The 23035-nt window shown below is 68.0% G+C and carries 19 protein-coding genes; 9 read left to right on the top strand and 10 right to left on the bottom strand.

Annotation, left to right across the window (positions count from 1 at the left end):
* Positions 1–13 precede the first annotated feature (13 nt).
* Together D6860_RS03105 and D6860_RS03100 are read right to left on the bottom strand one after the other, a co-directional pair.
* Entirely contained in the window at positions 14–1624 is a 1611-nt protein-coding gene (locus D6860_RS03105) for a hydantoinase B/oxoprolinase family protein (RefSeq protein ID WP_076624086.1), read from the bottom strand.
* Entirely contained in the window at positions 1621–3720 is a 2100-nt protein-coding gene (locus tag D6860_RS03100) for a hydantoinase/oxoprolinase family protein (RefSeq protein WP_076624087.1), read from the bottom strand. Before D6860_RS03100 ends, D6860_RS03105 begins: the two co-directional genes overlap by 4 nt.
* Positions 3721–3836: 116 nt before the next feature.
* On the opposite strand from D6860_RS03100, the gene D6860_RS03095 reads away from it, so the two are divergent.
* Positions 3837–4514, top strand: coding sequence for a GntR family transcriptional regulator (locus D6860_RS03095; RefSeq protein ID WP_076624088.1), 678 nt, complete (start codon positions 3837–3839; stop codon positions 4512–4514).
* A gap of 271 nt (positions 4515–4785) precedes the next feature.
* Here the strand turns inward: D6860_RS03095 and D6860_RS03090 are convergent, their stop codons facing one another.
* The 5 genes from D6860_RS03090 to cyoA all read right to left on the bottom strand — a co-directional run bounded on the left by D6860_RS03090 (position 4786) and on the right by cyoA (position 9734).
* Positions 4786–5505 (bottom strand): SURF1 family protein, encoded by a 720-nt coding sequence (locus D6860_RS03090; RefSeq protein WP_017468258.1) that lies wholly within the window; start codon positions 5503–5505, stop codon positions 4786–4788.
* A gap of 69 nt (positions 5506–5574) precedes the next feature.
* Positions 5575–5964, bottom strand: coding sequence for a cytochrome o ubiquinol oxidase subunit IV (gene cyoD, locus D6860_RS03085; RefSeq protein WP_017468259.1), 390 nt, complete (start codon positions 5962–5964; stop codon positions 5575–5577).
* Entirely contained in the window at positions 5964–6602 is a 639-nt protein-coding gene (gene cyoC / locus D6860_RS03080; RefSeq protein WP_017468260.1) for a cytochrome o ubiquinol oxidase subunit III, read from the bottom strand. Before cyoC ends, cyoD begins: the two co-directional genes overlap by 1 nt.
* Complete coding sequence (gene cyoB / locus D6860_RS03075) at positions 6599–8593, bottom strand: cytochrome o ubiquinol oxidase subunit I (protein ID WP_076624089.1); 1995 nt, start codon at positions 8591–8593, stop codon at positions 6599–6601. The genes cyoC and cyoB overlap by 4 nt, the downstream gene beginning before the upstream one ends.
* Positions 8583–9734, bottom strand: a complete 1152-nt coding sequence (gene cyoA, locus D6860_RS03070) for a ubiquinol oxidase subunit II (RefSeq protein ID WP_083697832.1) — start codon at positions 9732–9734, stop codon at positions 8583–8585. The genes cyoB and cyoA overlap by 11 nt, the downstream gene beginning before the upstream one ends.
* Positions 9735–10308: 574 nt before the next feature.
* Between cyoA and D6860_RS03065 the strand changes: the two genes are divergently transcribed.
* Both D6860_RS03065 and eutC read left to right on the top strand, forming a co-directional pair.
* Complete coding sequence (locus D6860_RS03065; RefSeq protein WP_076624090.1) at positions 10309–11706, top strand: ethanolamine ammonia-lyase subunit EutB; 1398 nt, start codon at positions 10309–10311, stop codon at positions 11704–11706.
* Complete coding sequence (gene eutC / locus D6860_RS03060; RefSeq protein WP_076624091.1) at positions 11703–12518, top strand: ethanolamine ammonia-lyase subunit EutC; 816 nt, start codon at positions 11703–11705, stop codon at positions 12516–12518. Before D6860_RS03065 ends, eutC begins: the two co-directional genes overlap by 4 nt.
* Before the next feature lie 17 nt (positions 12519–12535).
* Here the strand turns inward: eutC and D6860_RS03055 are convergent, their stop codons facing one another.
* On the bottom strand, positions 12536–13705 hold the full coding sequence (locus D6860_RS03055; protein ID WP_076624092.1) for a M24 family metallopeptidase: 1170 nt from the start codon (positions 13703–13705) through the stop codon (positions 12536–12538).
* A 130-nt stretch (positions 13706–13835) separates the two neighbouring features.
* Here D6860_RS03055 and D6860_RS03050 point away from each other — a divergent pair, with 130 nt between their 5' ends.
* The 3 genes from D6860_RS03050 to D6860_RS03040 all read left to right on the top strand — a co-directional run bounded on the left by D6860_RS03050 (position 13836) and on the right by D6860_RS03040 (position 17338).
* Positions 13836–14891 carry a diaminopropionate ammonia-lyase gene (locus D6860_RS03050; protein WP_083697833.1) on the top strand — a complete coding sequence of 352 codons (1056 nt, stop codon included), beginning with the start codon at positions 13836–13838 and terminating at the stop codon, positions 14889–14891.
* Between the two features lie 171 nt (positions 14892–15062).
* A complete protein-coding gene (locus tag D6860_RS03045) occupies positions 15063–16457 on the top strand; it encodes a phosphomannomutase (RefSeq protein ID WP_076624093.1) in 1395 nt (464 codons plus the stop codon).
* A 113-nt stretch (positions 16458–16570) separates the two neighbouring features.
* Positions 16571–17338, top strand: coding sequence for a DeoR/GlpR family DNA-binding transcription regulator (locus tag D6860_RS03040; RefSeq protein ID WP_076624094.1), 768 nt, complete (start codon positions 16571–16573; stop codon positions 17336–17338).
* Between the two features lie 66 nt (positions 17339–17404).
* Here the strand turns inward: D6860_RS03040 and D6860_RS03035 are convergent, their stop codons facing one another.
* Together D6860_RS03035 and D6860_RS03030 are read right to left on the bottom strand one after the other, a co-directional pair.
* A complete protein-coding gene (locus D6860_RS03035) occupies positions 17405–18718 on the bottom strand; it encodes an aspartate aminotransferase family protein (RefSeq protein WP_076624095.1) in 1314 nt (437 codons plus the stop codon).
* A complete protein-coding gene (locus D6860_RS03030; RefSeq protein WP_076624096.1) occupies positions 18715–19716 on the bottom strand; it encodes a phosphotransferase enzyme family protein in 1002 nt (333 codons plus the stop codon). The genes D6860_RS03035 and D6860_RS03030 overlap by 4 nt, the downstream gene beginning before the upstream one ends.
* 197 nt (positions 19717–19913) lie before the next feature.
* Between D6860_RS03030 and D6860_RS03025 the strand changes: the two genes are divergently transcribed.
* From D6860_RS03025 to D6860_RS03015, 3 genes are all read left to right on the top strand, one after another.
* Positions 19914–21044: an ABC transporter substrate-binding protein gene (locus D6860_RS03025; protein ID WP_076624097.1), complete on the top strand. Its 1131-nt coding sequence runs from the start codon at positions 19914–19916 to the stop codon at positions 21042–21044.
* Positions 21045–21126: 82 nt separating this feature from the next.
* On the top strand, positions 21127–22197 hold the full coding sequence (locus D6860_RS03020) for an ABC transporter ATP-binding protein (RefSeq protein ID WP_076624098.1): 1071 nt from the start codon (positions 21127–21129) through the stop codon (positions 22195–22197).
* On the top strand, positions 22184–23035 hold the full coding sequence (locus D6860_RS03015) for an ABC transporter permease (protein WP_076624099.1): 852 nt from the start codon (positions 22184–22186) through the stop codon (positions 23033–23035). Before D6860_RS03020 ends, D6860_RS03015 begins: the two co-directional genes overlap by 14 nt.

Here is a 23035-nt window from a genome sequence, read left to right as displayed (position 1 = left end):
TGATCAGGTATGTTCACTCGGCGGCGATCGACGTCGGCCGGTCGCTTTCGCTGCGCTCTTCGGGCGCGCCGTAGCCGCCGCCGCCGGGAGTGACGACTTCGAGCCATTCACCGGCCCGCAGGGTGCCGTAGCCGCGTTCGAAGGTGCCGCTCTCGGGGCTCGTCGCGAAGCTGCCGTTGCCGCCTTCGCCACCGCCCTGCAGGCCCCACGACCGGGACATGTTGCGCGACACGTCGACGTGCACCATGCATTCCTCGGTGGCGCGGTAGACCCGGCGCAGGCCCATGCCGCCCCGGTGCCTGCCGGCGCCGCCCGAGCCGTCGACCAGCTCGTAACGCTCGAGGATCAGGGGGTATTCCCCCTCGAGCGCCTCGACCGGCAGGTTCGAGGTGTTGGTGGCGTGGACGTGGATGCCGTCGAGCCCGTCGGCGTTCGGACGGGCTCCGCCGCCGCCGCCGATGGTCTCGAGGTAGACCCAGTAGGTGCCGGCGTCCGGGCCGCTCTGGCGGGTGCCCGAGAACACCGCGACCGAGCAGGCCGAGTTGGTGCAGGCCGAGACCCGCTCCGGGACCGCCTGGGCGAGCGCGCCGAGGATCAGGTCGGCGACCCGCTGGCAGGTCTGCACCCGCCCGTTCACCGCGGCAGGATGCTTGCAGTTGAGGATCGAGCCCTCGGGTGCGCGCACCGTCAGCGGCCGGGCAAGGCCGGCGTTGGGCAGCACGGTCGGGTCGATCACCGACTTGACGATGTAGTAGACCGTGGCGAGCAGCGCGGTGCGGGTCATGTTGATCGGCGCGCGGATCTGCTCGGGCGCCTCGAAGTCGAGTGCCAGCTCGTCGCCGCTGACCGTGACCGTGACCGCGAAGGGGATCGGCGTGTCGAAGTCGAGGTTGTCGAACACATCCTCGAAGCGCCAGGAACCGTCGGGCAGGGCGGCGATCCCGGCGCGCATCTTGCGCTCGGCGTAGTCGAGCAGCGCCTCGCCCGAGGCCAGCACCGTCTCGACCCCGTGCCGGGCGCAAAGCTCCTGGAATCGCTGCACGCCGACGCGGTTCGCCGCCATCTGCGCGCGCAGGTCCGACAGCCGCTCGCGCGGGACCTGGCAGTTCAGCAGGATCAGCTCCTGCACGTCCTTCTGCAACTCGCCCGCCTTGTAGAGCCGGATCGGCGGGATGCGCAGCCCTTCCTGGTAGATGTGGGCATGGGCGCGGTCGACGAAATCCGAGTGGTGAGCGAGGTTCACCGTCCAGGCGACCAGTTCGTCCGCGACGAAGATCGGCTCGGCGAGCACGATGTCGGGCAGGTGGGTGCCGCCGCCGCGGTAGGCGTCGTTGCCGACGAAGACATCGCCGGGGCGCAGGTCCTTCTCGTCGTGATCCCTGAGCAGCATCGGGATGAAGTCGAGGAAGCTGCCGAGGTGGATCGGGATGTGTTCGGCCTGGCAGAGGGTGCGGCCCTGCCGGTCGAACAGGGCCGTCGAACAGTCGCGGCGCTCCTTGATGTTGGTCGAGTAGGAGGCGCGCACGAGTGCCTCGCCGGTTTCCTCGACGATCGAAGAGAGCGCCGCGCCGATGACCTCGACCGTGATCGGGTCGAGCGCGTGAGTGGTGGTCCGGGCGGTCATCGGGAAAGCTCCAGAATAAGGTTGTCGATGGTGTCCACGCGGGCGGTCACGCCCGGCGGGATCAGCGTCGTGGTGTCCATCTGCTCGACGATGGCGGGCCCTTCGAAGACGTTGCCGGGCAGCAGCCGGTCGCGGGCGTAAAGCGTTGTCTCGGTGAAGGCGCCGGTCTCGGGATACCAGACGTCGCGCTTGCCGATGATCGCGGCCGAGGAATCGGCCTCGCCCAGCGGGCGCGCGGTCAGCTCTGCCTTCTTCACCAGCCCCATCGCCTCGGCGCGGAAGGTGACGCAGAGGATGCGTTCCTCGGGCACGGCGAAGCCGTACATGCGCTCGTGCGCCTGCGTGAACCCCTGCTTGAGCGCGTCGAGCGTTTCGGCGGTCACGGGGCCGTCGGGCAGGGCGATGGACAGCTCGTAGTTCTGTCCGTCGTAGCGCATGTCGACGCGGCGGGTGAGCATCCGCTTGTCGGCGGGGATGGCCTCGTGCTCGAACCAGGCGCCGGCCTCGGCCTCGACCTTGGCCATGGCGTCGGCGATGGTGTCGAGGTTGCCCGCCTCGAGCGGGGTGAGCTGCGTGGTCGAGAAATCGGCGCGCAGGTCGGTGAGCAGCAGCCCCATGGCGCAGAGGATGCCCGGGTTGCGCGGGATGATGACCGAGGACATCCCCAGTTCCTGCGCAAGCCGCACCGCGTGCAGGGGCCCCGCGCCGCCAAAGGCCATGAGCGCATAGTTGCGCGGATCGTGGCCGCGCTGGACCGAGATCACCCGGATCGCCTTGGCCATGTTGGCGGTCACCACCGAGATGATGCCCTGCGCCACGTCCATGGTTTCCATGCCGAGCTTTTCCGCCATCTTGCCGATGGCCTCGACGGCGAGATCGCGGTGCACCTTCATGCGTCCGTCGAGGATCTCGACCGGGTTCAGCACCTGCAGCACGATGTTGGCATCGGTGACCGTGGGTTCGGTCGCACCGCGCCCGTAGCAGACCGGGCCGGGATCGGCGCCGGCGCTTTCGGGGCCGACCTTGAGCAGGCCGCCGCTGTCGATCTGCGCGATCGAGCCGCCGCCGGCGCCGACGGTGTGGATGTCGAGCATCGGCGCCTTGATCGGGTAGCCGTGCACGATGCTCTCGTTGGTCTGGGTGGTCTCGCCGCCGGCCATCAGCGCCACGTCGGAGGAGGTGCCGCCCATGTCGAAGGTGATGATGTCGTCATAGCCCGAGGCCTGACCGATTGCCTGCGCCGCGACCACGCCGGTCGAGGGGCCCGACAGCACCGCGCGGACCGGCGTTTCCGCCGCGACCTCGAAGCGCACGACGCCGCCGTTGGACTGCGTCAGGTGCGGCGCGACGGGCAGGCCGAGGTCCTGCAGGCGCGGGGTGAGCCGCGAGATGTAGCGGTGCATGATCGGCCCGAGGTAGGCATTGACCGTCGCGGTCGAGAGCCGTTCGAACTCGCGGAACTCCGGCGCGATCTCGTGGCTGGCACAGATGAAGGCGCCGGGCATCTCCTCTTCGACGATGCGGCGCGCGGCCTGCTCATGCACGGGGTTCACGAAGGCATAGAGGAAGCAGATGGCGACCGCTTCGACGCCGGCCTCCTTCATGGCGCGGGCGGCGGCGCGCACCGCGTCCTCGTCGAGCGGGGTGTCGATCTCGCCGGTGCGCAGCATCCGCTCGGCCAGTTCGAAGCGCAGTTCGCGCGGGACCAGCGTCTGCGGCTTCTCGGCGAAGAGGTCGTAGAGGTCTGGGCGCTTCTGGCGGCCGATCTCGAGCAGGTCGCGGAAACCGCCTGTGGTGATGAGGCCGACGCGGGCGCCGCGATGGGTGATGAGCGCATTGGTCGCGACGGTGGTGCCGTGACCGAGATAGGCGATGGCGGCCGCGGGATCGGACCCGCCGCCTGCACGTTCGGTCATTCCTTCCTCGACACCCTGGGCGATCCCGCGCGACGGGTCGTCCGGGGTGGAGGAAACCTTCCAGACGGCGATCCGCCCGCTGGCTTCGTCGAACATGCAGACATCGGTGAAGGTGCCCCCGGAGTCGACGCCGACGCGCCAGGTGTTACCGGGCTCCACGCCCTGCGATCCGTCCATCATTCCAACCTTGTCCTTTCGGCGTGTACGTCATGTATACAAGAAGAGAGATTCGATTCTGTCCAGCCCAGCTTACGGTCAGACTGGTCGATCTGAACGAAAATGTAAGGATTTGATGAATGATCGGTCATAAAATCGTTGGTTCGGGCGATCAGCGCGAAAGAAAAGTGCTGTCGGCGCGCGAACGGGCCTATGACGGGATCCGGGCGAGCATTCTCAAGGGGGCTTTCACGCCGGGCGGTTTCATCGAAGAAGCCATGGCCTGCGAGCTGACCGGCGTGTCGCGCACGCCGGTGCGCGAGGCGCTGAACCGGCTGGCCGCCGAGGGGTATCTCGAGCTGCACCCGCGGCGCGGTGCGATGGTGCTGCCGCTCTCTGCCGACGAATTGCGCGACCTGCACGAGGTCCGGCTCATGGTCGAGGTTCACGCGGCGCAGAAGATCTGTGCCGAGGCCCGGCCGCTGCCGCCGGAACTGACCGAACTGTGCGACCTGCACGAGGCGACCCCGGCGAGCGATCTTCTGGGCTGCGTCGAGATCAACCGCCTGTTTCACCAGGCGCTGGTCGCGGCGGCGGGAAACACGGTGCTGGTCAAGGTGTTCGACGGCCTGCAGGCGCCGCTGTCGCGGGTTGCGATGCTGTCGCTTCAGCAGGGGATCGGCAAGACCGACGTGATCGAGGAAGAACATCGCGAGATGATCGACGCGCTCGCGGCCCATGACGAGGCCCGCGCCGTCGCGATCATTCGCCGTCACCTCGACCTGATGCCGCGGCTGCTGTCGTCGCTGTCGGTCTGAGGCGGGGCGGCCTTCTGGCGTTGGCTGCGGGTGGCTGTGCATCGCGGCGGAGCATCCCTCGGCTGTGAGTGCGCATCGGTACGCGTGTCACAATTCTGAGACGCTTTCTCCGGGTCAGGTCCAATTCAAAGTTTTTTTGCCGTGACAGAAGTTTTTTATCCGTGCCACTGGTCCGCGCGGGGTGGCCCCGGGACCGCGGGCCGCAATCCTGCGTGATCCTTCGGTCGGAAAACATAAGACATACCAATGCCTTATTCGGCGTGGTTCCGGTTCATTTCCGGCGGACTTCCTGCCACAGCAGCAGCCCGTAGCCGGCGGCCACGAGAGCTGCCAGCGCAAACCACGTGAGTGCGTAGCTCAGATGGGCATTGCGGAATTTCACGACAGTCTGCCCGCCGCGTGGCCAACCCTCGGCGTCGGTCATCTCCGCATCGACGAAATAGGGGGCCGCCTGCTCGAAGCCCTTGGTCTCGGTGATCGACCCGATGTCGCGGCGATACCATTTCTGCTCGGCGGGGTTGTTGTCGCGGGAAAAGAGCCACCCCTCGTCCTCGGACAGGCGCAGCAGGCCGGTCACGCTGACCTTGCCTTCGGGGCGGTCGAAGGCGGCGGGCTCGCCCTGCCGCTGCGGGACGACGCCGCGGTTGACCATCACGATGCTGCCGTCGTCGCGGTGCAGCGGTGTCAGCACCCAGTCGGCGGGGCCGAAATCCGAGGGGGTGTAGATGAGCACCTCCTCGTCGTGGAGGTATTCCCCGCTCAGGCGCACGCGGGTGTATTCGTCATCCTCGCGGGTGATCTCGGGCCAGTCGGCGGGGCCGGGGGCCGGCACGGGGTCGGCGGTCACGCGGGCATCGACGCGCTCGATCAGGTCGAGCTTCCAGTGCAGGCGCTGCACCTGCCAGATGCCGAGGCTCAGGAACCCCGCGAGACCGATGGCCGCGAGCAGGGTGGCGATGGCGAGGCGGGGCCAGCGGACGGGATGTGACATCGGTAGGGTTCCCCTGAAACGACACCGGGGCCCCGCAGGGCCCCGGCAGGTGGTGCGTGAAGCGGGCGGTCAGCCCTGCTGCGATTGCAGGCTCTTCATCTGTTCGATCTGCCGGTCCATCTCGTGGCTCGGCATCATGTTCTCGTTCATGTTGTGCATGACCCAGAGCGAGCCGGCCAGAACGATCACCAAAATGATGACCGAAAAGATCGTGGCCGAGAGGGTCCAGCCCTCCTCGCCGCTGCGGTTGACGTGCAGGAAGAAGACGAGGTGCACGAGGATCTGCACGGCGCCGAGCCCCATGATGATGCCGACCAGCGTGGTGCGGCTCATGTCGACCTCGGCCATGACCAGGCCGAAGGGGATGATGGTGAGCAGCGCCGCGAGGCCGAAGCCGGTCATCAGCTGGCCCATGGTGCCGTGGCCTGCGTGTTCTGCGTTGTGGTGGTCTGCGGACATCAGACGAGCCTCACGAGGTAGACGAAGGAAAAGACGCCGATCCAGATCAGGTCGAGGAAGTGCCAGAACATCGACAGCGTGGTCAGACGCTGCATGTTGGCACCGATCAGACCGTGCATCCGGATCTGCACCATCAGCGTGACAAGCCAGATCAGGCCGCCGGTGACGTGCAGGCCGTGGGTGCCGACCAGCGCGAAGAACGACGACAGGAAGGCCGAGCGGTCCGGCCCCGCGCCGAGGTGGATCAGGTGGTTGAACTCGTAGATCTCCATCCCGATGAACCCGGCGCCGAACAGCCCGGTGATGCCGAGCCACAGCAGCACGCCGCCGCGGTCCTGCTTGTCGGCGCGCAGCATCGCCAGCCCGAAGGTCACCGACGAGATCAGCAGCAGCGCGGTCTCGACCGCGACGAAGCCGGGCTCGAACAGGTCGACCGGGGCGGGCCCGCCGGCATAGTTGCCGCCGAGCACCGCGTAGGTCGCGAAGAGTGCACCGAAGATGATGCAGTCGCTCATCAGGTAGATCCAGAACCCGATGGGTGTCGGGCTCGGATGGTGGGCGTGCTCGGTCCCGTGGTCCTCACGGGCGTGGTGGACCGCGCCGCGAGTGCCGTGAAGGTCGGCTTCGGAAACGCTCATGCGAGGGCTCCTTTCGTTTCGGTCGCGGTCACCTCATCGGCGGGGATGTAATAGTCGCGATTGTAGTTGAAGGTGTGGCCGATCCCGATGGCGAGCATCGCGAGGAAGGTCGCGAGTGCCAGCCACCAGATGTACCAGACCATCGCGAAGCCGAAGACCAGCGCGACCGCCGAGAGCACGACGCCGGTCGCGGTGCCCTTGGGCATGTGGATCGGCTGGTAATGGCCCGACCAGCGGAAGCCGGTCTTCTTCATGTGCCAGAACGCCTCGCGTCCGACGACCTCGATCTCCTCGGGGAAGTTGTAGGGCGCCGGCGGCGACTGCGTTGCCCATTCCAGCGTCCGCGCATCCCACGGGTCGTCGCCCACGGCCAGCGCCTTGCGGTTCACGATGGAGACGTAGAACGACATGAACGTCGACAGGATGCCGAAGAGGATGATCACGGCGCCGATTGCGGCGACGATGAAGTAGGGCTGCCAGCCGGCATCGGGGTAGCTGTTCATCCGACGGGTCACACCCATCAGGCCGAGCGCGTAGAGCGGCATGAAGGCGACGTAGAAGCCGATGAACCAGCCCCAGAAGGCGCGCTTGCCCCACTTGTCGTCGAGCCTGAAGCCGAAGGCCTTGGGCCACCAGTAGGTGACGCCCGCGTAGACCGCGAAGACCACGCCGCCGATGATCACGTTGTGGAAGTGCGCGATCAGGAACAGCGTGTTGTGCAGCTGGAAGTCCACCGGGGGCACCGCCAGAAGCACGCCCGACATGCCGCCGATCGTGAATGTCACGAGGAAGCCGATGGCCCAGTACATGGGCACCTCGAGCCGGACGCGGCCCTTGTACATCGTGAACAGCCAGTTGAAGATCTTCACGCCCGTCGGCACCGCGATGATCATCGTGGTGATGCCGAAGAAGGTGTTGACGTTGGCGCCCGATCCCATGGTGAAGAAGTGGTGCAGCCACACCACGAAGCTCAGCACCATGATGCAGGCGGTGGCCCAGACCATCGTGCGGTAGCCGAAGATCGGCTTGCCCGAGAACGTCGAGACGACCTCGGAGATGATGCCGAAGCAGGGGATGATGAGGATGTAGACCTCGGGGTGACCCCAGATCCAGATCAGGTTGATGTACATCATCGCGTTGCCGCCGAAGTCGTTCGTGAAGAAGCGGAAATCGAGGTAACGGTCGAGCGTGAGCAGTGCGAGGGTCGCGGTCAGCACCGGGAAGGCGGCGACGATCAGCACGTTGGTGATGAGCGCGGTCCAGGTGAAGATCGGCATGTCCATGAGCTTCATGCCCTTGGCCCGCATCTTCAGCGTGGTGGCGATCAGGTTGATGCCCGAGAGCGTCGTGCCGACACCCGCGATCTGCAGCGCCCACAGGTAGTAGTCCATGCCGGGTCCGTGGCTGAAGCTCGACCCCGACAGCGGCGGGAAGGCCAGCCAGCCGACGCGGGCGAACTCGCCGATGAACAGCGAGATGTTCACCAGCAGCGCGCCTGCGACCGTCATCCAGAACGAGAAGTTGTTCAGGAACGGGAAGGCCACGTCGCGCGCGCCGATCTGCAGCGGCATCACGTAGTTCATGAAGCCGGTGACGAAGGGCATCGCCACGAAGAAGATCATGATCACGCCGTGCGCGGTGAAGACCTGGTCATAGTGGTGCGGTGGCAGGTAGCCCTCGGCGCCGCCGGCGGCCATCGCCTGCTGGGCGCGCATCATCAGCGCGTCGGCGAAGCCGCGGACCATCATCACGAAGGCCAGCACCATGTACATGATGCCGATCTTCTTGTGGTCGACGGTGACGACCCAGTTGTTCCAGAGCGTGCCCCAGAGCCGGAAGTAGGTCATCAGCGCGAAGACCACCAGCCCGCCAAGGGCCACGCCGGCGAAGGTCCCGATCAGGATCGGTTCCTGGAAGGGAATCCAGTCAAGCGTGAGACGGCCGAAGATCGGCGAGAACGTCTCGGTCGGGGAAACGGATTCAGTTGCCATGTGTCATTGCCTCCATCTGCGGCTTGCCGGGGAGGGCGTGCTGCAAATCGGTCTCGGTGAGCGAGGCCTCGTCGTGGGTCTCGGGTGCGTGGGCGTCCTGGGCCTCGTGGCCCTCGGTCTCGTGATTGGTGCCATGCTCGGCGCCGTCGCCCTCCAGCGGCGGCAGGTCGATCGCGTTGCCGAAGCCGTCGATGGTGCGCGCGCGGTCGTGGCTGTAGGCCCCGACGTTGCCGATGCCCTCGAGGCCACCGCCGCCCATCTTGTCCTGCATCATCATCTCGCCCATGCAGACCTTGCCGTCCTCGACGCAGAGGCCGACGATGCGGTCGAAAAGTCCGTCCTCGACCGAGCCGTAGTATTGCACCGGCGCGTTCATCGACGGCTCCTCGAGTTCGAGGTAGCTGTCGCTGTCCAGCGGCTCGGCTTCGCGGCGTGCGGCGACCCAGGCGTCGAAATCAGCGTCATTCATCGCCAGCGCGTCGAAGGTCATCCCGGCGAAGCCCGGCCCCGAGTAATGCGCCGAGCGGCCCGGGAAGGTGCCCTCGCTGTCGGCGATGAGGTGGAGCTTGGTCTCCATCCCGGCCATCGAGTAGACCATGCCGCCGAGCGCGGGGATCGACAGGGTGTTCATCACCGTCGACGAGGTCAGGCTGAAGTTGACCGGGCGGCCCTCGGGGATCGCCAGCTCGTTGACCGAGGCGACGCCCAGCTCGGGGTAGATGAACAGCCATTTCCAGTCGAGCGACACCGCCTGCACCTCGACCGGCGCGCCGGCGTCGAGATGGTCGAGCGCGCGATAGGGGTCGAGCCGATGGGTGTAGACGTAGGTGTACCAGCCAAGCGCGATCACGATCAGGATCGGAACGCCCCAGACCACCGCCTCGAGCTTGTTCGAATGCTCGAAGCCGGGGTCATAGTCCGAGGTATCGGCGCGGTCGGCGCGGTACTTCAGCGGGAAATACACCGCCATGATCAGCACCGGGATGATCACGATCAGCATGAGCAGTGTCGAGATGATCAGCAGGTCGCGCTGCTGGTCGCCGACCCAGCCGGAGGGAGAGAGAACGTCGTACTGGCAGCCGGAGAGCGTGAGGGCGCCCGCCGCGGCCAGCAGCAGATTTCTGTAGCGTAACAAGTGCATGCCTCTTTCTTGTCCGACAGGCTGCGGGCGCGGGAGGAGGAGTGGGAGAGCGCGGGCAGTCCGGGACGCGGATGTTGCGGCGAGCGACCTAGACCTGCGCCCCGCGAAGCGCGCTGTGGCGGATCGCCGCGCATCAGGAAGATTGTCGAATTTTCACAGATAGTTGAGAAAAGCTCACCCGGCCGTGCATCTTTTCGCCGCAATAATGTGCAATTGGCGCATCTTTTTGCGGCTCGTTTCGATGCAGGCCCGGCATATTTCCTTCCTGATGCGGCGCGAGTCGCGACTCACGCATCAAAACGGCACATATTTCGTGCAAATTATGACCGTTCGGTCGTTTTGCGTGTTCATATCCACGAAATTTCTTGTCTTCCGGCGTGTTCTGCCCAGTCTGGGGCTGCCAGACCGGGCGCGGAGCGGCGCATGCGTCATATGCCTGTCCGCGCCCGTTCGAGGCCGATGTCCTTCGAAGGCTCCCGCGCACGCCTGGATCGTGCAAGACTGCGGGTGCCGGCGCGGCGTCGCACAAGTGCCGGGGGACCCGGCAGACAAATTGAACAGGGACAGGAGCCACATGTCCGGTTTTCGCACTTCGATCGGCGGAGAGACCTTCCGCTTCGATGATCTCAAGACGCTGATGGCGCGGGCGACGCCGCTGCGCTCGGGCGACGAGCTCGCGGGTATCGCCGCGGCCACCGATGTCGAACGGGTCGCGGCGCAGCTCGCGCTCTCCGACGTGCCGCTGAAGCAGTTCCTCACCGAGGCGCTAGTGCCCTACGAGACCGACGAGGTCACGCGGCTCATCATCGACACTCATGACGCCGCGGCTTTCGCGCCCTTCGCGCATATGACCGTGGGCGACCTGCGCGACTGGCTGGTGTCCGATGCCGCCGACAGCGCCGCGCTCGCCGCCGCGTCGCCCGGCTTCACGCCCGAGATGGTCGCGGCGGTCTCGAAGCTCTGCCGGGTGCAGGATCTCATCCTTGTCGCCCGCAAGTGCCGCGTGGTGACCAAGTTCCGCGATACCATCGGGCTCGAGGGGCGGATGTCGACACGTCTGCAGCCGAACCACGCCACCGATGACGTGAAGGGGGTCGCGGCCTCGATCTTCGACGGGCTGATGTACGGCTCGGGCGATGCGGTGATCGGCATCAACCCGGCCTCGGATAACACCGCCGCCGTGACGACGCTGCTGCACATGCTCGACGAGCTGATCTCGGAGAACGACATTCCCACGCAGTCCTGCGTGCTGAGCCACGTCACCACCTCGATCGCCGCCATCGAGGCCGGGGCGCCGGTCGACCTGACCTTCCAGTCGGTCGCCGGGACCGAGGCCACCAACCGTTCGTTCGGCTTCAACCTTGCGCTGCTGCAGGAGGCGCTCGACGCAACGCGCGGCCTGAAGCGCGGCACGCTGGGCGACAACGTGATGTATTTCGAGACCGGGCAGGGCTCCTGCCTGTCGGCGAACGCGCATCACGACGTCGACCAGCAGACCCTCGAGGCTCGGGCCTATGCCGTCGCCCGCGCCTACGAGCCGCTTCTGGTCAACACGGTGGTGGGCTTCATCGGGCCGGAATACCTGTTCGACGGGCGGCAGGTGATCCGCGCCGGGCTCGAGGACCATTTCTGCGCCAAGCTGCTCGGCCTGCCGATGGGCTGCGACATCTGCTATACCAACCACATGGAGGCGGACCAGAACGACATGGACCAGCTCCTGACGCTGCTGGGCGCGGCCGGCATCAACTATATCATGGGCATTCCCGGCTCGGATGACGTGATGCTGAACTACCAGACGACCTCGTTCCACGATGCGCTCTACGCGCGCCGGGTGCTGGGGCTGCGGCCCGCGCCCGAGTTCGAGGCATGGCTCGACCGCACCGGCATCCTGCCCGATGACGGTCGGTTCACCCCCACGCCGGTGCCGCCCCGGACCCTTTCGAAATCCCGTCACCTGCCGGAGGCGACATGACCGATACGCCCGCAACGCCCGAGCGTCCCGACCGCGACCTGTGGAAGGACCTGCGCCGCTTCACCAATGCCCGCATCGCGCTGGGCCGCTCCGGTGTCTCGCTGCCGGTCGCGCGTCAGCTCGAGTTCCAGGCCGCCCATGCCGCCGCCCGCACCGCCGTTCATTCCGAGCTGGATATGGCCGCGCTCGAGGCCGATCTCGCGGCGCTGTCGCTCGAGACGGTGACCGTGAAAAGCCGCGTCTCGGACCGCTCGGAATACCTGCGGCGGCCCGATCTCGGACGCAAGCTCGCGCCGGAAGACGCCGAACGCCTCGCCGCGCTCGCGCCGGGCACGGCCCCCGACGTCGCCATCGTCATCGCCGACGGGTTGTCGGCGCTTGCAGTGCAGCAGTCGGCGCCACCGTTCCTCAAGGCCTTCCTGCCGCATGTGGAACGCGCGGGCCTCACGCTGGCCCCGACCGTGGTCGCGCTGCAGGGCCGCGTGGCCATCGGCGACGAGGTGGCCGAGCAGCTTGGCGCACGGTGTGTCATCATGCTGATCGGCGAGCGCCCGGGCCTCTCCGCTGCCGACAGTCTCGGGCTCTACCTGACATGGGCACCGGGGCCGGGCAGCACCGACGCCGACCGCAACTGCATCTCGAACATCCGCGAGGGCGGCCTGTCGTTCCGCGAGGCGGCCTATCGCGCGGGCTACCTCATGCAGGAAGCGTTCGAGCGCAAGCTCTCGGGCGTCATGCTGAAGGACAACACGGTCGCCGACCCCGCGCTCGAGGCGGACGAGGCGACACCGAGCCTGCCCGGCGGCGACTGACTGGGCAACGGGGCGTCTCAGTCGCGCCAGCCAAGTTCCGGCAGATCGCGCGGCGCGCGCGGGGTGAGCCACTCCGCGCCGCCTGCGCCGATGACGATGTTTTCCTCGTGGACCATCATCCGGCCGGGCCCGAGCGGCAGCGACGGCTCGAGCGTCAGAACCATGCCGGGCACCAGCTCGGTGTCGTCGTCGGGGATCAGCGAGGGCGGCTCGGTCAGCCGCATGCCCAGCCCGTGCCCCAGCCGCCCCGGCACCGGCGCGCCGGCCCGCGCGGTCAGGATCGGGGCCATCGCCGCGTGCAGGTCGCGCGCCGTTGCGCCCGGTCTGGCGACATCGAAGGCTGCTTCGGTCACGTCATGCAGCACGCGGTGCGCCTCCCGCAACTCGGCAGAGGCCGGCCCGAGCGACCAGTTGCGGTCGAAGTCGCAGAAGTAGCCCTGCCGCACCGCGCCGGTGTCGAGCATCAGCAGGTCGCCTTGCCGCAGCGGGCGCGCATCGGCGGGCGAAATCACGTCGCCGTAGCCGCCGGGCCCGGCACCACCGGCAAGATAGGACACCCAGTCGGCGCCTTCTTCGAGCAACAGAATCTGGAAGCGGCGAAACACCTCCGAAAGCGTCACGCCCGGCCGCAGGATGTCCGGCACCCGGTCGAACGCGCGCCCGCCGATGGCGCAGGCCTCGCGGATCAGCGCGATCTCGGCGGCGGACTTGCGCCCCTGCAGGCGGCGCAGCAGGTCCGACGCATCTTCGCAGCCCCGGTCGCCAAGGTTCGCGCGGACCCGGTCCCAGTCGGCAAGTGGCATCCGCATCACCGACTCGCGGCCGATGGGCACGCCGATCCGCCCGCCCGGCGGGACCAGCGCGCGCAAGGCCTCGGTCAGCAGCGACACGCCGTCGTCGCGGTAGTCGGGGGCGTCCCACGTCCGGATGTCCTCGATCCAGCCGCGCGCCATGAGCGGCGCTCCGATGGCGGGGATGATCGCGACGGGCTTGCCCGAGGCGGGCAGGATGACGAACCATGGCCGCGTCGGGCTTTCCCAGAACCGCGTGAGGAAGCCCGAGACATAGCGCACGTCGGGCTCGGAGGTGAGCAGAAGCGCCGCGAGCCCGCTCTCGACCATCGCCGTTTGCACGCGGCGGCAGCGGTCCTGGTATTCCATGAGCGGGAAGGGGCCTGCGAGCGGCATCCTGCGTCTCCGTCCGGCGGCCCGCGAAAGCGGCGGGCAGGGGGTGCATTCCTCGGGCAATGAGGCCAGAGTTGTGGCGAGGCGACAAGGCCCGGCGTACCGCCGGGCGCAGGGAAGGGGGCAGACGACCATGTTTCATGCGAACGCAGAGGGCCGCAGCGCCGAGCGACACGACGGGTTCCGCGCCAGCGCCGAGCGTCCGCTTGCCCTGCTGGCCGATTGCCCGGCCTATGCACCGACCCCGCTGAGCGACGCGGCGGCGCTTGCCGATACGCTGGGTGTGGCGCGGCTCTGGATCAAGGACGAGAGCACGCGGATGGGGCTTGGCAGCTTCAAGGCACTCGGCGGCGCCTTCGCCGTCGTGCAGATGATCCTCGACCGCGCCGGCGGGCACGACCCGATGACGCCCGAGGCGCGGGCGGTTGCGGCGCAGATGACCTTCATCACTGCCAGCGCCGGCAACCACGGCCTGTCGGTCGCCGCCGGGGCGCGGGTATTCCATGCCGGTGCGAAGATCGTGCTCGCGGCCTCGGTGCCCGAGAGCTTCGCCGACCGCATCCGCGCCGCCGGGGCCGAGGTGATCCGCGTCGCGGGCTCCTACGAGGACAGCATTGCCGAGGCAATGCGGCTCGCGGAGGAGAACGGCTGGATCCATCTCGCCGACGGCTCCTGGCCGGGCTACATCGAGGCGCCCGCGCTGATCATGGAGGGCTACACCGTGCTTGCCGAGGAATGCCGCCGGAGCTTCGCGGACGGCGGCGCATGGCCGACCCACGTGGTGCTTCAGGCCGGGGTCGGCGGGCTGGCGGCGGCGGTGGCGGCACACGTCCGGCGCTTCTGGGAGGTGCAGCCCGAGATCGTCGTGGTCGAACCCGAGGCCGCGCCATGCATGCTGGAGAGCGTGCGGGCGGGTGGTCTGACCCCCGGGCAAGGGCCGGCCTCGACCATGGGGCGGCTCGACTGCAAGGACGCCTCGCTGCTGGCCTTCGAGACATTGCGCCGCGATGCCGATGCCTTCCTGACCGTCTCCGATGACGCGGCGGCACAGGCGGTCGCGCTTCTGCACGGCGCGGACATGGCCTCGACCCCGAGCGGGGCGGCGGCGCTTGCCGGGCTTCAGGCCCTCGCGCCGGGCAAGGAGGCGCGGGTCATGGTCATCCTGTCCGAGGGGCCGGAAGCGGGATGAGCGGCGCCCTCGGGATGGACCTTTGCGGGACCGGCGCGCCACATGACCGGCCGGTGGGCAGTTCCGGTCTCAGCCAACCGGCAGCGTTCGCGGCAGGGTTGTGATCGTCCGAACGCTGGGCAATAACTCGTCTGGAATTGGCCTACAGGGCGTTTTTGAAGGGAATTCGAGATGGCTCCGAAGTTTGGAACCAGTGGCCTGCGGGGGCTCGTCACCGAGCTGACCGCCGAGCTCGTGGCGGATTACACGCGTGCTTTCCTCGCGGCCTGTCCGCATGGCGGCGCGGTGCACGTGGGCCGCGACCTGCGCCCGTCCTCGCCCGAGATCGCCGCCGTGGTGATCGACACGGTCGCCGCCGAGGGGCTCGACGTGGTGGATTGCGGCGTGGTGCCGACCCCGGCGCTGGCGCTGTCGTCGATGGGCGCGGGGCATGCTGCCATCATGGTCACCGGCAGCCACATCCCTGCCGACCGCAACGGTCTCAAGTTCTACGTCCCGGGCGGCGAGATCGCCAAGGCCGACGAGGAGGCCATCTCCGGCAATCTCGGTCGTGCGCCGGCCGAGGCCTCGCGCGGCGCCGTGACCGACGGCGGCGAAGCGGCGGCAGGTTACGCCGCGCGCTACGCCAGGGCCTTCGGTCCCGGGGCGCTGGCGGGGCTGCGCATCGGCGTCTACCAGCACAGTTCGGTGGCGCGGGACACGATGATGGAGGTGGTCACGGCGCTTGGCGGCGATCCCGTCGCGCTTGCCCGGTCAGAGACTTTCATTCCCGTCGATACCGAGGCGCTCGACCCCGAGACGCGGGGCATGCTCGCGGGCTGGTGCCGGGAGCACGGGCTCGACGCGGTGATCTCGACCGATGGGGACGCCGACCGTCCGATGGTCGCCGACGCGACGGGCCGCGTGGTGCCGGGCGACGTGCTGGGCGCGCTGACCGCGCGCTCGCTGGGGGCCAAGGTGGTCTGCACCCCGGTGTCCTCGAACAGCCTGATCTCGGAAATGCCCGAGTTCGACACGGTCACGCTCACGCGGATCGGCTCGCCCTTCGTCATCGCCGCGATGGAGGCCGCGCTCGCGGACGACCCGGCGGCGCGCGTCGTGGGCTACGAGGCGAACGGCGGCTTCCTGCTTGGCTTCGCGGCCGAGGGGCCGGCGGGCCCGCTCGCGCCGCTGATGACCCGCGACTGCCTGCTGCCGATCCTCGCCCCGCTCGCCGCCGCGAAGGCCGCGGGGCAGGGGCTGGCCGAGCTCGCCGCCGGGCTGCCGCCGCGCTTCACCGCCGCCGACCGGGTCGCGGGCATCCCGACCGAGACGTCGAAGGCGTTCATCGCGCGGCTCACCGAGGATCGCGCCGCCCGGGCGCATTTCTTCACCGGCACCGGCGACGAGACCGGGTTCGACACCACCGACGGCCTGCGGGTGAGCTTCGAGGGCGGCCGCGTCGTGCACCTGCGCCCGTCGGGCAACGCCCCCGAATGCCGCTGCTACGCCGAGGCCGAGACCGCCGAGGCCGCGCAGGCGCTGGTCGCGTCGCATCTCGACAAGCTCGCCAAGGCGCTGGGCTGACGCGGGTCGCACCAGTGCTCCCGACGCGCCGCGGCAGGACTTGAACGCGCGCGGAGGCTCTGCTTGGATCGTGCGGAGCGTCCGCATCCCGCGGCGTCGGGGCAGGGGACTTCATGTCGCGCAAGAAGGACAGGCGCCACAAGGCGATCCTCGACCAGCTCTCGGTCACGCCGACGATGCGCGTGAGCCGGCTGGCGGAGGTGCTAGAGGTGACGACGGAGACGATCCGGCGCGATCTCGAGGAACTGGCGGCGCAGGATCTCATCAGCCGGACCTACGGCGGCGCGATGCTGCGCCAGCCGATGGAGCCGGTGCTGTCGGAGCGCCACAAGGCGCTGGTCGACGAGCGCGCGGCCATCGGGCGCGCGGCTGTGCCGCTGCTGTCGGACGCCCGCGTGCTGATGCTCGGATCCGGCGCGACGACCACGCAGCTTGCCAAGCGCATCGCCTTCGAGATGAACAACATCACCGTCATCGCGCATTCGTTCAGCGTGGCGACGGCGCTGGCGTTCAATCCGACGATCCAGATCGTCATGGCGCCGGGCGTCTACCACTCGGGCGAGGGCGCGCTGCACGGGGCGCAGACGGTGCGCTTCCTGTCGGACTACTCGGCCGACTGGTCGGTGACGGGCGCAAGCGCGATCTCGCCGCTGGGGCCCTCGGACGCGCTGATGGAGGCCGGAGACGTCTACGCCACGATGCTGCGCCAGAGCGCCCGCCACATGGTGCTGGCGGATCACTCCAAGTTCGACCGCATGGCGACGGCGCGCTACTCGGACTGGACCGATGTCGACGTTCTTGTGAGCGACGCCCGCCCGCAGGGGCCGCTGGCGCGGGCCCTGCAGGTGGCCGGGGTCGAGCTGCGGCTGGTGTCGGTCTGAGCGGGCGGTGGGTTTGGAAAACCCGCCCCACGGTGTTCCACCGACGGACCAGCCCGCAGGGCCCTGCTAGATTCGGACCGCCTTGTCGAAGGCCGCGATGAAGCGGTCTGCTTCCTCGATGCTGAGGCAGAGAGGCGGGCGCACCTTGAGCGTCGCGCCGTAGCGGCCGGCCGCACCGATCAGGACGCCGCTTTCGCGCATGGCGTCGATCACCCGCAGCGTGAAGCCCGCGTCGGGACGGTCCGGGGCATCGGTCTCGCAGAGGTCGACGCCGACGAACAGCCCGGAGCCGCGGATCTCGGCCACCCGCGGCGCCCCCGCGGCAACCTCTTCCAGCCCTGCTTTCAGGTGCGCGCCGACGATGCGCGCATGCTCCTGCAGGCCCTCTTCCTCGATGACCCGGAGCACCGCGAGCCCGGCGGCGGCGGCCACCGGGTTGCCGCCGAAGGTGTTGAAATAGCCGACGTCCTCGCAGAAGGCCGCGAGATGCGCGGGCCGTGCCGCCATGCCGGCCATCGGGAAGCCGTTGCCCATGGGCTTGCCCATGGTGACGATGTCGGGCGCGATGCCGTGACGCTCGAAACCCCAGAAGGCGGTGCCGCTGCGCGCGAAGCCGGGCTGCACCTCGTCGGCGATGTAGAGCCCGCCGCGCGCCTGCACCGCCTCGACGGCGGGGCGCAGGAAGCCCGGCGGGTCGGCGAAGATGCCGTCCGACGAGAAGATCGAATCCGCCATGAAGGCCGCGACCTTCAGGCCGCGGTGCTCGAGCTCCGCCATCGCCGCCTCGACCGCCGCCTTGAAGCCGCCGGCGATGTCGCTGCCATAGGCCGCATGGCCGGGCGCGGGCACCGAGACGACGTAGTCGGGCAGGCCGCCGCGCTTCAGGGCCGAGGGCGAGGCCTCGGTCACCAGCGAGGTGTTGCCGTGATAGGCGGTCTCGGTGACGATGAAGCCCTGGCCGCCGGTCGCCCGTCGCGCCACCCGCATGGCAAGATCGTTGGCCTCGCTGCCCGAGCAGGTCAGCACCACGTTCGACAGCGGGTCGGGCAACTTTGCCTTGAGCGCCTCGAGGTAGTCGTCGACCACCGGCACGAGGTAGCGCATGTTGGTGTTGAGCGTGCCGATCTGGCGGGTGACGGCCTCGACCACCTTCGGGTGCGAATGACCGACCGAGGGCACGTTGTTGTAGAAATCGAGATAACGGGTGCCATCCTTGGCCACCATCCAGGCGCCCTCCGCCGCGACCATCTCGATCGGCTCGCGGTAGAACAGCACCGAGGCCGCGCCGAGGTTGTCGAGCCGACGCGCCACCGCGCCGTCGGCGCCGCCCTGCGAGATGTCGAAGGCGTTCATGTCGAGGATCTGCCGGACCTGGCTCATGCGTCGTGCTCCGCGAGATAGGCCTCGGCCAGTGCGACGGTGCCCTCGGTATAGGCGGCGTGGCCGGCCTCGGCGGCGGTTTCGGTCTCGGCGTGGCTGGCGATCCAGGCGGTCAGCAGCAGTCGGCGGAACATGATGAAGGTGGGGATCATCGCCACATGCGCGTCGTCGAGCGGCGCCACCGAGCGGTAACCCTTCACCCAGGCCTGCTGCAGGGCGGGAATGTAGGATTCGGTCTCGAGGAACGAGATCGCGGCGGCGAAATCGTAGATGAAATACGAGAAGCCGCAGTCGTCGAAGTCGATCACGCCGAGCCGGTCGCCGTCTTCCAGAAGGTTCGCGAGCCGCAGGTCGGCGTGCACCAGACCGAAGCGGTCGGGGCCGTCGCCGTAGGCGTCCAGCTTGGCCTCGAGCACCTCGCAGAGCCGTTCCAGCACCGCCTGCTGGTCCGGTGTCAGCCCGAGCGCCGCGCGCCAGTCGCCCCAGAGCGGTTCCGGGCCAAAGGCGGTGCGGAAGTTCCAGGTCTTGCGCACGAAGCCCTCGGGCGGGGTCCAGTCGCGCACGTGGGAATGCAGCCGGGCCGAGATCGCGCCGAGGATCTCGAAGCCCGCCGCGAGCCCCTCGCTGGCCTCGGGCTCATGGCCTGACATGTAGCTGAAGCCGACCACGTGGCGGGTCTCGGCGCCGTCCTCGAACGAGGCGATATGCGTGCCGTCCTTCACCAGCAGCGGTTCCGGCGTGTCGACCGCGCCGCTCTCGCGCAGTGCGTTGATCCACGACAGCTCGGATTCGATCTCGGCCTTGGTGTGATAGGCCGGGCGATGCACCCGCAGGATGATCGGCGCGTCGCGGGCCGGGTCCTCGGCGATGAAGGTGGCATTCTCCGAGAGCGTCAGCAGGCGCACCTGCGCCGCCGCGCTCAATCCCCATTGGTCAGCAAGCCCCACGACTCCCTGCCGCAGGCGCTCGACGAAGCCCTCGTCATACAATCCAGCCATCTCGTGCCCTTTTTCTTTGCAACTTCCCTTTTTGCTAGGTTGGAAATCTTCGTCTTGCAACATTTTTGCTTGCTCGAACCCACATCGGCCGGAATCACTGATGTCAGATGCCACAAAATCGGCATTTCCCGAACAACGCCGCAAGGCGGACATGACGGGCCGGCGAGACCGGTTCGCGCCAACAGAGAGGATATTCCATGAACCTGACACGCCGTGCCTTCACCGCCGGTCTTGGGGCCGCCGGGGCCTCGTCGCTTCTGCCGCGCGGCGCCCGTGCCGCCCGCGAGAACGAGCTGAACATCCTGTGCTGGGAAGGCTACAACACCGACGACGTGCTCGGCCCGTTCCGCGATCTGAACCCCGGCGCCACCGTGCGCGCCGAAAGCGGCACCTCCGATCCCGACATGATCAACAAGCTGCGCGCGGGCGAGGTCAACGTCTGGGATCTCATCAACCTCAACCAGCCGTGGGCGCGGGGGCAGCTGCTGCCCGAGGGTCTCATCAAGCCGCTCAACAAGGAGCGCTTCCTGCCGTATTTCGAGAAGATGGCGCCGGAGTTCTCGAACCCTGCCTACCCGCTGGCCTTCTCGCCCGAGGACGAGCTGATCGGCATGCCGCAGCGCTACGGGCCGTTCTCCTTCGTGGTGAACACCGACAAGATCAGCCGCGAGATGGCGGAAGACGAGGGCTGGAAGATCTTCCTCGATCCGGCGATGGCGGGGCGTTACGGCGTGCTGACCTACGACAACTGGAACCTCATGCACATGTGCATCACCGGGGACCTGAACCCGTTCGAGAAGCTCGACGAGGCCGGGTTCTCGAAGTTCGAAGAGGTGGCCAAGCAGATCTTCTCGGGCGCCAAGCTGATGACCGACGATCTCGTGGCGATGAACACCGCGCTCATCAACGGCGAGATCGACGCCTATTTCACCGGTGGCACCTATACCGCGTCGCCGGCGCGTCTCGACGGTCTGACCAACGTGCGGGCGATCACGCCGAAGTCCGGCCCGATCAACGGCAAGGGCGGCGTGGTTTGGATCGAGCTCACCTCGGTCGTCAACAACCCGCAGGTCTCGCCGCTGGCCGAGGACTTCCTCGAGTTCGTGCAGAAGCCCGAGATCTGCAAGGCCGTGGGCTTCGCCGAGGGCACCTACAACCCGGTGGCGCAGATGGGCGACCCGGACGTCTTCGCGCAGTGGGACGAGGACGAGCTCGACGCGATCCAGTGGGACAGCCTCGAAGAGGAAATGGCCAACTCGGTCGAGTACGACGTGGTCGCCGACTACGACCGGCTCATGGAAATCTACACCGCCGCGCGCCGCTCGTAAGCGCTCCGTCCCCTGAACCCCGCGCGCGTCACCTTCGCGCGCGGGGTCTCCGGCATTCCCAGAACAAAGAACAAGAGGCACCATGAGCGATATCCCGATCCTGCGGATCAACGCGCTCACCAAGCGGTTCAACGATTTCACTGCGCTGCATGGCATCAACCTGAACGTCCGCGACGGCGAGTTCCTGGCCATCGTCGGCCCCTCGGGCAGCGGCAAGACCACCCTGATCCGCCTGCTGGTGGGGATGGACGAGCCGACCGAGGGCTCGATCTGGTTGCGCGACCGGCGCATCGACGAGGTGCCCGCGAACAAGCGCCCCACCTGCATGGTGTTCCAGTCGCTGGCGCTGTTTCCGCACCGCACCGTGGGGCAGAACATCGAGTTCCCGCTGAAGCTGCGCAAGGTCGCGCCGGCAAAGCGCAAGGCCCGCGCGCTCGAGCTGCTGGAACTGCTGCGCCTGCCGCCGCACTACTACGACAAGCGCATCGACGAATGTTCGGGCGGCGAGCGGCAGCGCGTGGCGCTTGCGCGGGCTCTGGCCTTCGACCCCGAGATCCTGTTCTTCGACGAGCCGCTCTCGGCGCTCGACTACAGGCTGCGCAAGACGCTCGAGAAAGAGCTGAAGGACCTGCACCAGCGCACCGGCAAGACCTTCATCTACATCACCCACAGCCTCGAGGAGGCGATGGTGATGTCCGACCGCATCGCCATCATGAAGGCGGGTCACTTCGAACAGATCGCCGCGCCGACCGACATCTACGCCCGGCCGCGCTCGCGGTTCGTGGCCGAGTTCATGGGCGAGGTGAACCTGTTCGACATGCAGGACGGACAGGTGCCGGGGCTGCGGTTCTCGCCCGAGGCCGCGGGGCTCTACATCGGGCGCACCGGCACGCTGATGGTGCGGCCCGAGAGCGTGACCTTCCTGAAGCCCGGCGAGGGTGCCGACATCGCCTTCGACGGCGTGGTCGAGGCGGAATACCTGCTGGGCAGCCGGGTGCAATACACCGTCCCCCGCGAGGGCGCCGCGCCGGTCACCGTCGAGGTGCTGCGCGAGAACGCCGTGGGCGGGCCGGGCACGCCGGTGACCATGGGCTGCGCGGCCTCGGCCTGCCATCTCATCGCCGAGGAGGAGGTGCCCCATGCAGCGGCGTGACCGCCAGCTCGGCCTGTTCTACGCGATGCCGCTGGGGCTGTTCCTGATCCTCGCCTTCCTCGCGCCGATCCTGCTGGTCGCGGCTTTCTCGACGATGCCGCCGAAGGTCTTCAGCCTCGCCAACATGCCGGATTTCAGCGCCTATTACACCGTCATCACGCAGGGCTACTGGAAGACGGTCGCCTGGTCGCTGGGCATGGCCGCGGCGGCGACGGCGATCCTCTTCGTGGTATGCTGGCCGCTGGCCTACGGCATGGCCAAGGTCTTCGGGCGCTTCTCGCTGGTGCTAACCATCGGAGTGGTGATGACGCTCTTCGTGTCCGAGAACATCCGGCTCTTCGGCTGGGTGCTGACGCTGATGAAGGGCGGTCTGATCGAGGGCTACGTCCGCTCGTGGACCGGCACCGGGTTCGACGGGCTGCTCTACAACGTGCCGATCATCGTCTTCGGCCTGTGCTACGTCTACCTGCCGTTCATGCTGTTCCCGCTGGCGCAGGGCATCGCCATGGTGCCCGACGACGCGCGGCAGGCCGCCTTCGACCTCGGCGCCTCGCGCTGGCAGATCCTGCGCGAGATCGAGCTGCCGCTGGCCATGCCCGGCATCCTCGTGGGTTGCCTGCTGACCTTCGTGCTCGCCGCCGGTGCCATCGCCGAGACCAAGCTGCTGGGCGGGCAGGCGGTGATCGTCATCGCCGAAGAGGTCGAGACGGCCTTTACCTACGGGCAGAACTGGCCGCTGGGGGCCGCGCTCGCGATGGTGCTGATCGTCATCGTCGGCGGCATCGCGATCTGGGGCATCGGCAAGGCCGACCTCGACCGCATGATGGGGAGGCGCTGA

This window comes from Salipiger sp. D13 (genome assembly GCF_003703915.1).
Taxonomy (GTDB): Bacteria; Pseudomonadota; Alphaproteobacteria; order Rhodobacterales; family Rhodobacteraceae; genus Salipiger; species Salipiger profundus.
The sequence above is the reverse complement of the archived record's forward strand: the minus strand, read 5'-3'. Positions and strand labels throughout refer to the sequence as shown.

What these genes read in the sequence shown, in the direction of transcription:
- D6860_RS03105 (WP_076624086.1), bottom strand. Translation starts at nt 1,624, where the DNA reads ATGACCGCCCGGACCACCACTCACGCGCTCGACCCGATCACGGTCGAG.
- D6860_RS03100 (WP_076624087.1), bottom strand. Translation starts at nt 3,720, where the DNA reads ATGATGGACGGATCGCAGGGCGTGGAGCCCGGTAACACCTGGCGCGTC.
- D6860_RS03095 (WP_076624088.1), top strand. Translation starts at nt 3,837, where the DNA reads ATGATCGGTCATAAAATCGTTGGTTCGGGCGATCAGCGCGAAAGAAAA.
- D6860_RS03090 (WP_017468258.1), bottom strand. Translation starts at nt 5,505, where the DNA reads ATGTCACATCCCGTCCGCTGGCCCCGCCTCGCCATCGCCACCCTGCTC.
- cyoD (WP_017468259.1), bottom strand. Translation starts at nt 5,964, where the DNA reads ATGTCCGCAGACCACCACAACGCAGAACACGCAGGCCACGGCACCATG.
- cyoC (WP_017468260.1), bottom strand. Translation starts at nt 6,602, where the DNA reads ATGAGCGTTTCCGAAGCCGACCTTCACGGCACTCGCGGCGCGGTCCAC.
- cyoB (WP_076624089.1), bottom strand. Translation starts at nt 8,593, where the DNA reads ATGGCAACTGAATCCGTTTCCCCGACCGAGACGTTCTCGCCGATCTTC.
- cyoA (WP_083697832.1), bottom strand. Translation starts at nt 9,734, where the DNA reads ATGCACTTGTTACGCTACAGAAATCTGCTGCTGGCCGCGGCGGGCGCC.
- D6860_RS03065 (WP_076624090.1), top strand. Translation starts at nt 10,309, where the DNA reads ATGTCCGGTTTTCGCACTTCGATCGGCGGAGAGACCTTCCGCTTCGAT.
- eutC (WP_076624091.1), top strand. Translation starts at nt 11,703, where the DNA reads ATGACCGATACGCCCGCAACGCCCGAGCGTCCCGACCGCGACCTGTGG.
- D6860_RS03055 (WP_076624092.1), bottom strand. Translation starts at nt 13,705, where the DNA reads ATGCCGCTCGCAGGCCCCTTCCCGCTCATGGAATACCAGGACCGCTGC.
- D6860_RS03050 (WP_083697833.1), top strand. Translation starts at nt 13,836, where the DNA reads ATGTTTCATGCGAACGCAGAGGGCCGCAGCGCCGAGCGACACGACGGG.
- D6860_RS03045 (WP_076624093.1), top strand. Translation starts at nt 15,063, where the DNA reads ATGGCTCCGAAGTTTGGAACCAGTGGCCTGCGGGGGCTCGTCACCGAG.
- D6860_RS03040 (WP_076624094.1), top strand. Translation starts at nt 16,571, where the DNA reads ATGTCGCGCAAGAAGGACAGGCGCCACAAGGCGATCCTCGACCAGCTC.
- D6860_RS03035 (WP_076624095.1), bottom strand. Translation starts at nt 18,718, where the DNA reads ATGAGCCAGGTCCGGCAGATCCTCGACATGAACGCCTTCGACATCTCG.
- D6860_RS03030 (WP_076624096.1), bottom strand. Translation starts at nt 19,716, where the DNA reads ATGGCTGGATTGTATGACGAGGGCTTCGTCGAGCGCCTGCGGCAGGGA.
- D6860_RS03025 (WP_076624097.1), top strand. Translation starts at nt 19,914, where the DNA reads ATGAACCTGACACGCCGTGCCTTCACCGCCGGTCTTGGGGCCGCCGGG.
- D6860_RS03020 (WP_076624098.1), top strand. Translation starts at nt 21,127, where the DNA reads ATGAGCGATATCCCGATCCTGCGGATCAACGCGCTCACCAAGCGGTTC.
- D6860_RS03015 (WP_076624099.1), top strand. Translation starts at nt 22,184, where the DNA reads ATGCAGCGGCGTGACCGCCAGCTCGGCCTGTTCTACGCGATGCCGCTG.